The organism is Ferrimonas sp., assembly GCF_048263965.1.
GTDB lineage: Bacteria > Pseudomonadota > Gammaproteobacteria > Enterobacterales > Shewanellaceae > Ferrimonas.
Window position 1 is genome coordinate 53141 of the sequence record NZ_JBLXDO010000011.1, and the last position, 12576, is coordinate 65716.

General features: G+C 61.4%; 7 protein-coding genes. All 7 read left to right on the forward strand.

What is annotated here, in order from left to right; translation table 11 throughout:
* Nucleotides 1-6: 6 nt before the first annotated feature.
* The 7 genes from ACN0RV_RS11450 to ACN0RV_RS11480 all read left to right on the forward strand — a co-directional run bounded on the left by ACN0RV_RS11450 (nt 7) and on the right by ACN0RV_RS11480 (nt 12483).
* Nucleotides 7-345, forward strand: a complete 339-nt coding sequence (locus tag ACN0RV_RS11450) for an Mpo1-like protein (protein ID WP_417347728.1) — start codon at nt 7-9, stop codon at nt 343-345.
* A gap of 121 nt (nt 346-466) precedes the next feature.
* On the forward strand, nt 467-1384 hold the full coding sequence (rarD, locus tag ACN0RV_RS11455; RefSeq protein ID WP_417347729.1) for an EamA family transporter RarD: 918 nt from the start codon (nt 467-469) through the stop codon (nt 1382-1384).
* 91 nt (nt 1385-1475) lie between these two features.
* Nucleotides 1476-2366, forward strand: coding sequence for an EamA family transporter (locus tag ACN0RV_RS11460; protein ID WP_417347730.1), 891 nt, complete (start codon nt 1476-1478; stop codon nt 2364-2366).
* A 155-nt stretch (nt 2367-2521) separates the two neighbouring features.
* Complete coding sequence (locus ACN0RV_RS11465; RefSeq protein ID WP_417347731.1) at nt 2522-3595, forward strand: efflux RND transporter periplasmic adaptor subunit; 1074 nt, start codon at nt 2522-2524, stop codon at nt 3593-3595.
* A gap of 9 nt (nt 3596-3604) precedes the next feature.
* Nucleotides 3605-6832, forward strand: a complete 3228-nt coding sequence (locus ACN0RV_RS11470) for an efflux RND transporter permease subunit (protein ID WP_417347732.1) — start codon at nt 3605-3607, stop codon at nt 6830-6832.
* A complete protein-coding gene (locus tag ACN0RV_RS11475) occupies nt 6822-9872 on the forward strand; it encodes an efflux RND transporter permease subunit (RefSeq protein ID WP_417347733.1) in 3051 nt (1016 codons plus the stop codon). Before ACN0RV_RS11470 ends, ACN0RV_RS11475 begins: the two co-directional genes overlap by 11 nt.
* 223 nt (nt 9873-10095) lie before the next feature.
* The gene (locus ACN0RV_RS11480; RefSeq protein WP_417347734.1) at nt 10096-12483 is read left to right on the forward strand and encodes a TonB-dependent receptor plug domain-containing protein; all 2388 of its coding nucleotides are present in this window, start codon (nt 10096-10098) and stop codon (nt 12481-12483) included.
* Nucleotides 12484-12576 lie beyond the last annotated feature (93 nt).

The following is a 12576-nucleotide window of genomic DNA, read 5'->3' on the forward strand; positions in this document are numbered from 1 at the left end:
AGGTTTATGGACAAGCGCTTTAGCTCTTTTGACGAGTTTTACCCCTTCTATTTAGGTGAGCACCGGGATCGCCGTTGCCGCATCCTTCACTACATCGGATCCGCTCTGGTGCTGTTGATGGCGGGTATCGCCGTGGCCTCCGGAAACTACCTGTTGCTGCTTACCCTGCCAGTCATCGGCTATGGTTTTGCCTGGGCAGGCCATTTCGGATTCGAGAAAAACCGTCCGGCAACCTTCCAATACCCCATCTACAGCCTGTTGGGCGACTGGGTGATGCTGAAAGACGCGGTCACCGGAGAACTGGACTCCAAGCTGAAGCAACTGGAACCCCAGCCCAAACGCTGACCCTCAGGTTAATCGTCGACCGGTATTCGCGAACTCCTCCTCAAATTATTCCCAAGCCCCCTGTCACCGACACCACCTCGGCAGTAGAATGGCGCCCTCTTTATCCCCTTGAACATCACCCATGAGCACAACCCGACTCGGCAACCTGCTGGCTGCCCTCTCTTTCGTGGCCTATGGCCTGCTCCCTCTCTACTACGCCCCGCTGGAGGGTGCACAGATGGAGGAGATGCTGGCCCTGAGAATCATCACCTCTGCACCCGCCATGCTGCTGCTTATTCTTGTGCTGCGCAGACCCACCCTCTCCCTGAGTGCCATGTGGGCGGACAAACGTTCTCTGCTGCTTTGCCTGTTGGCCTCCACCGTCATGTGCACCTCCTGGTACAGCTTTACCTGGGCCCTGACCAATGGCCAGGTGCTCGCCGCCAGTCTGGGGTTCTTTATCAACCCTCTGATGGCTGTCGCCCTGGGAGTACTCTTTCTCGGAGACCGGCTTAGCCCGGCCCAGCGCGCCGCAGTCATCCTGGCCAGCGCTGGCATCGGCTATCAGGTGTGGCAGTATGGCGAACTGCCCTGGCTCTCACTGGTGATGGGTGGCGCCTTTGCCCTCTACGGCCTGATTAAGAAGTTCATCCGCTTCGATGCCCTCAACTCCGTCATGGTGGAGGCGATGCTGCTGATCCCCCCAGCCCTGGCCTTCCTTATCTGGAGCAGCCAGACCCAGGGGCTGACCTTCGCCGCCGCAGATACCCCCACCCTGCTGCTCTATCTGGGCGCCGGTCCGGTAACCCTGATCCCCCTGGTGCTCTTTGCCCTGGCCATCAACCGCACCAGCCTGACCATGGTGGGACTGATGCAGTACATCGAGCCCAGTCTGCAGTTCCTGCTGGCCACCCTGGTGTTCGCCGAAGCCTTTGACGAGGTCAAGGCCGTCAGCTTCGGCCTGATCTGGCTGGGACTGCTGCTCTGCTCTGTGGAGGCCGTGGTGGGCATAAAGCGCAGAGCCACCCGGCTGCCAAACCACACTTCCGATTCGACTTAAGAGGCGATCCAGTTCCGGTTTCCTGTCCCGGCTCACTGTCAGCGCCCACCCTGAGTGCTACATTGGGTCAGTTTTGCCTGAGGTGGGTCCCTTGTTTCATAAACTGGAAATCGTGATAGCGTTCAGCATCTTTGGGATGCTGCCCCTCTATCTGAACCTGATGCCCGACGCCCAGGTGACCCATTTGGTGGCCCTGAGAATCATCCTGGGCAGCGCCATCCTGGTCAGCCTGCTTTTCATCAACGGGCGGTGGCGCCCGATGCTGCGTCAGGTCAAAAGAGAGCCCAAAGCCGCCCTGTGTTGTATGGTGGCGGCCCCCCTGGCCATGGCCGCCGGCCTCCTCAGCATCTGGGCCTACCTCAACCAGCAGATTCTGGCCGCCAGCCTGGGGCAATACCTCTCCCCCTTCGTCTCCGTATTGCTGGCCGTGGTGCTGTTTAGAGAACGTCTTTCACCGATGCAGAGACTGGCGCTGATCGCGGCGGCCATTGGCCTGATGCTGCAGTTCGGCAACCACAGCTTCTCCGTATTGTTGGCACTTGGGATAGGCGCCCTGTTTGCGCTCTATGGTTTCCTAAAGAAGTGTGCCCAGACGGATACCCTCACCTCCCTCACTCTGGAGCACCTGGCGGTCCTGCCCCTGGCACTGGGGTACTGGGGCTATCTCCATTGGCAGGGGCAACCTGGGCTCATCAGTCAGGAGTGCAACCTGTGGCTGCAACTGGGTTTCGCACCACTGATCCTGTTCGCACTGACCCTGCTCAATCACGGCATCCAGAAGGTGAACTTCACCACCTATGGCCTGATGCAGTTTATCGATCCCAGCCTGCAGTTCCTGCTGGGGATCTGGGTATTCAATGAGCTGTGTCCTCCGGAGCAGTTGCTGGGCTTTGTGCTGATATGGGGAGGGCTGGCTGCCGTTATCGGCAGTGGTCTTCGCAATCATCACTCCGACAGTGCCAAACTCACTCAATTAAGTTAAGAAAACTCACCAACACTTGGTGAATCCCCTCAACACTTTGTTTACCTGACTACTCAGACCTCTTGTAAGCCATTGATTTACAATTGTTAAAAAATCTGGCACAAGCTGTGCATTCCAAGCGTAACTTCCGAATAACGACATAAAGGATTTGCGCCATGAAACGCCTCTCCCTGACCGCCCTCTCCCTGGTATGGATTCTCTCCGCCTGTGGCCAGGCACCCGCCGCCGATGACACCAGCAAAGAAACCGACGCCGCCAAAGAGGAGCAGGTGGTCACCCTGCCGGTGGAAACCCAACCTGTGGTCCAGGACACCGTCGCGTCCTACTACAGCTCCACCGCCATCCTGGAAGCTCCGGAAGAGGCGATGGTGGTCAGCCGGGTACCCGGGGTGATCACCCAGGTAAACGTCGAGGAGGGCGACAAGGTCACCCAGGGACAGGTACTGGCCAGCATCGACTCCGAGCGCTATCGCTACAACCTGGACAAGGCACAGGCCGAACTGGATGTGATCGACCAGGAGCTGAATCGTCTGAAGAAGATCGCCAACCAACAACTGGTCAGCGAAGAGGCGATGGCCAAACTGGAGTTTCGCCGCCTCTCCGCCATTGCCGATCGTGACCTGGCCGCCCTGCAGCTGAAAGAGAGCCGCGCCGAAGCGCCTTTTGACGGGGTGGTCGCCAAGCGCCTGGTGAAGCGAGGCAACATGGCAGAGCAGTACAAGGAGCTGTTCTACATTGTTCGTCAGGACGAGCTGCACGGCATCATCCACCTGCCAGAGCAGGAACTCGCTCAAGTCCGTAAAGGCCAGATGGCGGAGCTGATTCTCAGTGGCGACGAGCGTAAACATCAGGCCAAGGTGCTGCGCATCAGCCCCATCGTTGACGCCGACACCGGCACCTTCAAGGTGACCCTGACCGTGCCCAATGGCCAGGGCAACCTCAAGGCCGGAATGTTTGCCCGGGCCAGACTCAAGTATGACGCCCACGAAGGTACCCTGGTGATCTCCAAAAACGCCCTGCTGCGCCAGGACCAGGGACACGCCGTGTTCGTGGTGGAAGAGGGCAAGGCCAAGCGCCGCGCCGTGGAACTGGGCTACGAGGATGAGGGTCGGGTGGAGATCACCCAGGGACTGGCCCTGAACGACCAGGTGGTGGTGCGCGGACAGCACCAACTGAAGGATGACGCCAGCGTGGAGGTTATCGCCCCACTGCAACTGGCCCAGCGCTAAGGACGGCACATGGGAATCATCAACACCTCAGTCAAACGTCCGGTCACCGTCTGGATGTTCATCCTGGCCATAGTCATGTTTGGCCTGGTGGGCCTGAGTCGCCTCAGCGTCAACCTGCTGCCGGACATGAGCTACCCCACCCTGACGGTGCGCACCCTCTATCCGGGGGCTGCCCCGGCGGAAGTGGAGCAGCTGGTCAGCAAACCCATCGAAGAATCCGTAGGTGTGGTCAAGGGACTGCGCCAGGTCTCCTCCACCTCCAGAGCCGGACTGTCCGACGTTCACCTGGAGTTCGAGTGGGGCACCGACATGGACCTGGCCGCCCTGGACAGCCGCGAAAAGCTGGATGCCATCGAGCTGCCCCTGGATGTGGATAAGCCGCTGATTCTGCGCTTTAACCCCAACCTGGACCCCATAGTCCGCCTGGCGGTCACCACCGAGGAGAGCAACGAAGCCGCCCTGGTGCAGATGCGTACCTGGGTGGAGGAGGAGCTCAAGCGCACCCTGGAAACCGTGCCCGGTGTGGCCTCGGTGCGCCCCTCCGGCGGCCTGGAGCAGGAGGTGCAGATCCTCATCGACCAGCAGAAGATGGCTCAGCTCAACCTCACCGCCGCCCAACTGATTGAGCGCATTCGCAGCGAAAACCTCAACCTGTCCGCCGGCAAACTGACCCAGGGGGATCAGGAGCTGCTGATCCGTACCCTCAATCAGTTCCAGAACCTGGAGGAGCTGCGACAGATGGTGGTCTACCGTGACGACCAGCGCCAGGTGCGCCTGTTTGAGGTGGCTCAGGTCAAAGACAGCTTCAAGGAGCGGGACAACATCGCCCGCAGCCAGGGACAGGAAGCGGTGGAGCTGGCCATCTACAAGGAGGGGGATGCCAACACCGTTGCGGTGGCCCAGGCTCTGAAAGCCAAACTCAAAACCCTGGAGGAGGAGACCCCCTACCCCATCAACCTGCTCTACGATCAGTCCCGCTTCATTGAGAATGCGGTCAACGAGGTGACCAGCGCCGCCCTGGTGGGTGCCGTGCTGGCGATGGCGGTGATCTTCCTGTTCCTGGGCCAGCTCAAGCCCACCATGATCATCTCCCTCTCCATCCCGGTGTCGGTGATCGCCACCTTCAACCTGATGTACTTCGCCGGCATCAGCCTCAACATCATGTCTCTGGGTGGCATCGCCCTGGCGGTGGGCCTGCTGGTGGACAACGCCATCGTGGTGCTGGAGAACATCGACCGTCGACGTCGCCTGGGGGATGACCTGCATCAGGCCGCCGAGAAGGGCACCCGGGAAGTGAGTGGCGCCATCGTCGCCTCCACCCTCACCACCCTGGCGGTGTTCGTGCCGCTGATTTTTGTCGACGGCATCGCCGGCCAGCTGTTTGCCGATCAGGCGATGACGGTCACCTTTGCCCTGATCGCCTCTTTGCTGGTGGCCCTGTCCGCCATCCCCATGCTCTCCTCCCGCAAGGGGATTGAGCTCAAGGTCAATCACAATAACCAGCCCAAGGCCAAACCCACCACCCGCTGGGGCAAGGTGCGCCACCATGCGGCGACGGTGTTCAGCTTCCCCTTCGTACTGCTGTTCTCCTATATTCCCAGCCTGTTGATTGGGGTGGTGATGGTTGTGGTTCGCGCCCTGCGCAAACTGTTCGCCCTGCTGCTGACTCCCGTGCTCTGGGGCTTTGACCGCCTCTACGGCGCCCTATCCTGGGCCTACCCCAAGCTGCTGAACCTGGCCCTGAGTGCCCGGGTGCTGACCCTGGGCGTGGCGGTGGCGGTCACCGCCCTGGCCTTCTCCCTGGCCCCGCGCCTGGGGATGGAGCTGATTCCCCCCATGAACCAGGGGGAGTTCTACCTGGAGGTACAACTGCCGCCGGGGACCGAGGTCAGCCACACCGACAAGGTGCTGCGCCACCTGGCGGACAGCCTGATGGACGATGAGGCGGTGGACAAGGTCTACTCCCAGGCAGGCAGCGGCGGCCTGCTCAGCTCCGCCTCCCAGATTGGCGGCGAAAACTGGGGCCGCCTGCAGGTGGTGCTCAGTGACGCCAGCCTGCAAGCCCGGGTGATGAGCGCCCTGCGCTACAGCGCCTCGCGCATCCCGGATCTGGAGTACTCCGCCCAGTCACCGGAACTGTTCAGCTTCAAGACCCCGCTGGAGCTTGAGATCAGTGGCTATGACCTGGATATGCTGGGTCTGGCCAGCGGTCAGGTGGCGGCCACCCTGGCCCAGTCCGAACGCTTCAAAGATATTCAGAACAGCCTCAAGGAGGGCCAGCCGGAGCTGACCATCCGCTTCGACCACGCCAAGCTGGCGTCACTGGGGCTGACCGCCCCGGATGTGGCCAACCGGGTCGCCTCGGTAATCGGCGGCAGTGTGGCCTCCCGATACACGGTGCGTGACCGCAAAATTGACATTCTGGTGCGAGCCCTGCCCGCCCAACGGGATCAACATGAGGATCTGGCCAGCCTGATCGTCAACCCGGGCTCCGAGCGTCCCATCGCCCTGGATGCGGTGGCCACCATCAAGGAGGAGATTGGCCCCGCGTCCATCAACCGCATCGCCCAACAGCGGGTGGCCATCGTCTCCGCCAACCTGGCCTACGGCTCCCTCAAGGAGGGGGTGGACGCCGCCTCGACCCTGCTGGAGTCGCTGTCGCTGCCCCCGGGCACCAGCATCCAGTTTGGTGGCCAGAATGAGGAGATGGAGCACTCACTGAACTCCCTCTACATCGCCCTGGGTCTGGCGGTGTTCCTGGTCTATCTGGTGATGGCCAGCCAGTTTGAATCCCTGCTGCACCCCCTGCTGATTCTGGCGGCGGTGCCCATGGCCCTGGCCGGCAGTGTCTATGGTCTGTGGCTCACCGGCACCCACATCTCGGTGATCGTCTTCATCGGCCTGATCATGTTGGCAGGCATAGTGGTGAACAACGCCATCGTGTTGGTGGATAGGATCAACCAGCTGCGCCAGGAGGGCGTGGAGCGTGGTCAGGCCATCATGGAAGCGGCCCACTCCAGGCTGCGCCCCATCCTGATGACCACCCTCACCACCACCCTGGGTCTGGCTCCCATGGCCATCGGCCTGGGCGAAGGCGCCGAGATGCGTGCCCCCATGGCCATTACCGTGATTGCCGGGCTGATGATCTCCACCCTGCTTACCCTGGTGGTACTGCCGGTGCTCTACAGCCTGTTCGACAACAAGCAGTTTGCCATGGAGGGTCAGCATGACCACTAATCTGACCAAGCTGGCCCTTAAGAGGCCGGTGACCATCACCATGGCCTTCCTGGCGATGCTGCTGATGGGGCTGGTCTCCAGCCGGCTGCTGCCCCTGGAGATGTTCCCCGGCCTGGAGATCCCCCAGATCATGGTGGAGGTGCCCTACCAGGGTGCCTCCCCCCAGGAGGTGGAGCGCGGCATCACCACGGTGCTGGAGGAGTCCCTGGCCACCCTGAGTGATGTCAAGAGCATGCGCTCCCACTCCACCGAGAATGGCGCCTTTATCGAGATGCGCTTCGACTGGGGCGTGCCCATCGCCACCAAGACGGTGGAGGCCAGGGAGCGGCTGGACTCGGTGCGTCACCTGTTGCCCACAGACGTTGAACGGGTGCTGCTGCGCCAGTTCTCCACCGCGGACATGCCCATCTACACCCTGAGGATCTCCTCCAAGCGGGATCTCAGCGGCGCCTATGACCTGCTGGAGAGTCAGCTCAAACGTCCTCTGGAGCGCCTGCCTGGGGTGTCCCAGGTCACCCTCTACGGCGTCGACAAGCCCCGCATCGAGATTCGCGTCGATGCCGATGCCCTGGCCACCATGGGGATCAACCCTGACAAGCTGCAGCAAAGGCTGAACCAGGAGAACTTCACCCTCAGCGGCGGCACCCTGCGCAGTCAGCAGACCCTGTGGCAGCTCTCGCCCAAGGGGGAGTTTCGCAGCGTCAGTGAAATCGAGAATCTGGTGCTGCGCCCCGGCCTGCGCCTGGGTGATGTGGCCGAGATTGGCTACACCCAGGCGGAGCGCATCGATGGCCGCCATCTCAACCGTGCCTACGCCATCGGCCTGGACATCTTCAAGGAGTCCGGCGCCAACCTGGTGGAGGTGGCCGACCGGGTGACCAAGGTGATCGCCCAGGCCAACGACAACCCCCAGTTCCAGGGCATCGAGCTGTTCTCCATGGACGACCAGGCCCAGGGGGTAAAAAGCTCCCTCCACGACCTGCTGATGGCCGGGCTGATAGGCGCAGGCCTCTCCTTCGGGGTGCTGTTCCTGTTCCTGCGCAACATCCCCATGACCCTGATTGTGGTGGTGTCCGTGCCCATCTCCATCGCCATCACCCTGGCGGCCATGTACCTGATGAACTACAGCCTCAACATCCTGTCGATGATGGGGCTGCTGCTGGCGGTCGGCATGCTGATCGACAACTCGGTCGTCGTGACCGAGTCGGTGCTGCAGGCTCAGGAGAGCGGCAAATACAAGGACACCAAGGACGCGATTCTGGCCGGGGTCAACAAGGTGGCCCTGGCGGTGATGGCCGGCACCCTGACCACCATCATCGTGTTTCTGCCCAACATCTTCGGCACCAAGGTACAGCTGACCATGTTCCTGGAGCACGTGGCCATCGCCATCTGCATCTCCCTGCTGGCCTCCTTGCTGCTGGCCAAGACCCTGTTGCCCCTGCTGCTCTCCCGCCTCAAGGGACTGAAATCCAGCCCCAAGGGCAACAGCCGCCACCCCAGGTACAGAAAGTGGCTGACCCGCTGCCTGGAGTGGCCCAAGACCTCGGGAATCATCGCCCTGGTGCTGCTTGGGAGCACCGCCCTGCCCATCAGCCAGGTCAAGATGGCGGACGATGACGATGACAACACCCGCCTCTACCTGCGTTACCACCTGCAGGAGCGCCAACCAGTGGCGGTCACCGAAGCCATGGTGGACAGGGTGGAGGAGTACCTGTTTGCCAACCAGGAGGCACTGGGCTTCGACAGCATCTACAGCTACTACGCCACAGACAACGCCACCACCACCCTGATCATGCGAGAGGAGCTGCCTGCAGACATCGAGTCCATCAAGCAGACCATCCGCGACAACATGCCCAGGCTGGCCAACGCCGAGCCTGAGTTTGGCTGGGGCGGCGGTGATGACAGCGGCATGAGAATCACCCTCACCGGCCGCTCCACCACGGTGCTGATGGAGTTGACTGAGCAGCTGGTTCCCCTGATGAACCGCATCGAAGGACTGGAAGATGTGCGCTCCGACGCCGGTGCCGGTCAGCAGGAGCTGGTGGTGCAGTTCGACCGTCAGCTGCTCTCCCGTCTGGGGCTGGAGGTCAGCGACGCCGCCCAGACCCTGGCCCTGGCGGTGCGCGGCCAGAACCTGCGCTCCTTCCGCCACGATCCCAGCGGCGAGATTCAGATCTTCCTCGCCTGGGAGCGTCAGTGGCGTGATTCGCTGCAGCAGCTGAAGCAACTGCCCATAGTCCGCGACGGAGAGCGGGTCTACACCCTGGAGATGCTGGCCAGCATCAATAGCCAGCCTCAACTGCAGGGGATTCGCCACTTCAACCGACAGACCGCACTGACCATTGGCGGCAACGTGGAGGGGCGCTCCATGGATGAGGTGCGTGAAGACCTGACCAAGGTGCTGGACTCCATCCACTGGCCCCCAGGCTATGAGTACAGCTTCGGCGGCGGCTTCCGTCAGCAGCAGGACAGCGAGCAGATCATGATGATCAACATGCTGCTGGCCATCGCCATGATCTACATTGTGATGGCGGCGCTGTTCGAGTCCCTGCTGCTGCCCACGGCGGTGATCACCTCCATCCTGTTCTCCATCACCGGGGTCTACTGGACCTTTATGGTGCTAGGGCAGGAGATGTCCATCATGGGGATGATCGGCATCCTGATCCTGATGGGGGTGGTGGTGAACAACGGCATCGTGCTGGTGGACCAGATCAACCAGCGAGAACCGGACATCGACCGCCTCAAGCAGGCGATCATCGACGCCGCCGCTTCCCGTCTGCGGCCGGTGCTGATGACGGTGGCCACCACGGTGCTGGGGCTGGTGCCCCTGGCCCTGAATGATACCCGCCTGGCCGGCGGCGGCCCCTCCTACACCCCCATGGCCCTGGCCATCATCGGAGGCCTGCTGTTCTCCACCGTCACCAGCCTGTTCCTGGTGCCCTACTGCTACCTGCTACTCAGCCGCATGCGCCACTTCTACGCCCAGCGCTGCGCCCGCATCAAGCAGTGGAGCGACAACAAGTTACCTAACTGGATGTAAAGAGTTTTCCCACCGTCGTTCGGGAGGCTTACGCCTCCCTTTTTTTTTGATCCCGCAAAAGAACTCTAAATAATAATTTTAAGCACTTTTAAATCAGGAGCTTATTTCAGCAGTTTTTAGACCGGAGCACGATGATTCAGACGATTTGGTTATAATTCGGCGAACTTGGAAATGTTAACATCCTCACACTTTAATATTCACTTTAGTTATTTGGATAGTACGGATGTATAGAAACCTTGTTGCGTTGGCTGTCGCAGCAACCCTGCCAGCCCCCCTGTTGGCCGCCGAAGAGGCCGCTGTTGAACGAATTGAAGTGGTGGGCTCCCGCATCGCCCTGCGTACCGCCACCGACTCTGCTGCCCCGGTAGACATCATCTCTGCCGAAGACCTGGCCGCCACCGGTCAGCTGGAAACCGCCAAGGCGCTGCAGTTTGCCGCCCCCAGCTACAGTTTCCCCTTCTCCTCGGTGACCGACGGCACCGACGCGGTTCGCCCCGCCAACCTGCGCGGCATGTCCCCGGACCACACCCTGGTACTGGTGAACGGCAAGCGCCGCCACACCACCGCCCTGGTGCACCTCTCCGGCACCGTGGGCAAGGGATCGTCCAACGTGGACCTGAACGCCATCCCCATGTCCGCCATCAAGCGCATCGAGATCCTCCGTGACGGTGCCGCCGCCCAGTATGGCTCCGACGCCATCGCCGGGGTGATCAATGTGGTGCTCAAAGACGCCGACCAGGGCGGCAGCATCAGCACCCACCTGGGCCAGACCTATGAGGGTGACGGTGAGCAGCTGCGCATCGGCCTGAACCATGGCATGCAGTTTGGTGACGAAGGCTTCCTGAACCTCTCCCTGGAGAGCCACCACAAGAACCCGACCAACCGCGCCGGCAACGACCCCCGCCAGCAGTACCCTGAATTGGCCGACGGCAGCCCGGATCCCCGCGAGGAGACCTTCGATCGCAACAACCACCATGTAGGTGACAGTGACTATCAGAACTACGGCCTGTTCCTGAATGCCGGCACCGCCATCAGCGGCGACGACCAGCTGTATTTCTTCGGCGGCTACTCCGAGCGTGAGTCTACCTCTGGCGCCTTCTACCGACGCGCCAAAGACAGCCGCAACGTACCGGAGATCTACCCCGACGGCTTCCTGCCCCAGATTAACCCGGAGATCATCGACGCCTCCCTGCTGGTGGGTTATGAGTTCGAGGTGGGCGAATGGAGCCTGGATGCCTCCGCCGGCTATGGTCAGAACAGCTTTGAGTATCGGGTAAAGAACAGCCTGAACGCCTCTCTGGGCCCCACCAGCCAGACTGAGTTTGATGCGGGCAAGCTGACCACCGACGAGCTCAACCTCAACATCGACGCCTCCCGCTACTACGACTTCGTCAACGACTCCGAACTGGTGGTCGCCCTGGGTGCCAGCTGGCGCAACAGCGGCTACGAAGTGGAAGCGGGTGAGGAAGCCTCCTACATCCGTGGCGACTATCAGGGCAAATCCGGTGGCAGCCAGGGCTTTGGCGGCTTCACCCCCGAGTCTGGGGTAGACGAGGACCGTCACAACCTGGGGTTCTATTTGGAGCTGGAAAACCAGTACAGCGATCAGTTCTACTGGGCCGCCGCCGCCCGTTATGAGGACTACTCTGACTTTGGCAGCAACACCAGCTGGAAGCTGGCGGGTCGTTGGGACATCACCGATTCCCTGGCTCTGCGTGCCACCACCAATACCGGCTTCCGCGCCCCCAGCGTGCAGCAGCTCTACTTCACCAACATCTCCACCTTCTTCGACCCGGACCCGGTCACCGGAGAGTTTGTCCCTCGTGAGTCCGGCACCTTCAACACCCTGGCACCCATCACCCAGGCCCTGGGTGTGAACGAGCTGGAGCCTGAGATCTCCCACTCCTACAGCCTGGGTCTGGTGTACAGCCACGACAGCGGCCTGACCGTCACCCTGGATGCCTACCGCATCGATGTGGATGATCGCATCATCCTCTCCGGCTCCGTGGATAAGGAGTCCTCCCCGGAGATTGAAGCCCTGTTCGCCGGCACCAACGCCGAGTCCGCCCGCTTCTTTATCAATGGCCTGGACACCCGCACCCAGGGTCTGGATCTGGTGGCCACCCAGGAGTTCGACCTGGGCAGTTGGGGTGACCTGAAAGCCAACCTGGCCTACGCCTACAACGACACCGAGATTCAATCGGTGAACCTGCCCACCATCTTGAGTGGCCAGGAGCAGCAGCTGTTCGACCGCAGAGAGGAGATTCGCGCTACCGACGCCAACCTGCACCACAAGGGCAACATCGGCTTCACCCACAGCCTGAACGATCTGACCACCCACCTGAGGTTCAGCTATTTCGGCACCTACACCGTGGGCTACTCCCGCTCCGAGGTGAAGTATGACGCCAAGTGGACCACGGATCTCAGTGCCAGCTACGCCCTGACCGATGCCCTGACCCTGACCGCCGGTGCCCAGAACCTGTTTGATACCTATCCGGAGAAACGCCCTGAAGACAACAACTTCAACGGCATCTTCGTCTACCCGCTCACCAACACCCCCTTCGGGTTCAATGGCGGTTACTACTACATGGACCTGACCTACAGGTACTGATGCTCCCCCCCCAAAAAAGGGCGCCTTCAAGGCGCCCTTTCCTTATCTGTTTGCAAGTGTCACTCCGTTGCCACGGTCCCATTACTTAGCCAT

What these genes read in the sequence shown, in the direction of transcription:
- ACN0RV_RS11450 (WP_417347728.1), top strand. Translation starts at nt 7, where the DNA reads ATGGACAAGCGCTTTAGCTCTTTTGACGAGTTTTACCCCTTCTATTTA.
- rarD (WP_417347729.1), top strand. Translation starts at nt 467, where the DNA reads ATGAGCACAACCCGACTCGGCAACCTGCTGGCTGCCCTCTCTTTCGTG.
- ACN0RV_RS11465 (WP_417347731.1), top strand. Translation starts at nt 2,522, where the DNA reads ATGAAACGCCTCTCCCTGACCGCCCTCTCCCTGGTATGGATTCTCTCC.
- ACN0RV_RS11470 (WP_417347732.1), top strand. Translation starts at nt 3,605, where the DNA reads ATGGGAATCATCAACACCTCAGTCAAACGTCCGGTCACCGTCTGGATG.
- ACN0RV_RS11475 (WP_417347733.1), top strand. Translation starts at nt 6,822, where the DNA reads ATGACCACTAATCTGACCAAGCTGGCCCTTAAGAGGCCGGTGACCATC.
- ACN0RV_RS11480 (WP_417347734.1), top strand. Translation starts at nt 10,096, where the DNA reads ATGTATAGAAACCTTGTTGCGTTGGCTGTCGCAGCAACCCTGCCAGCC.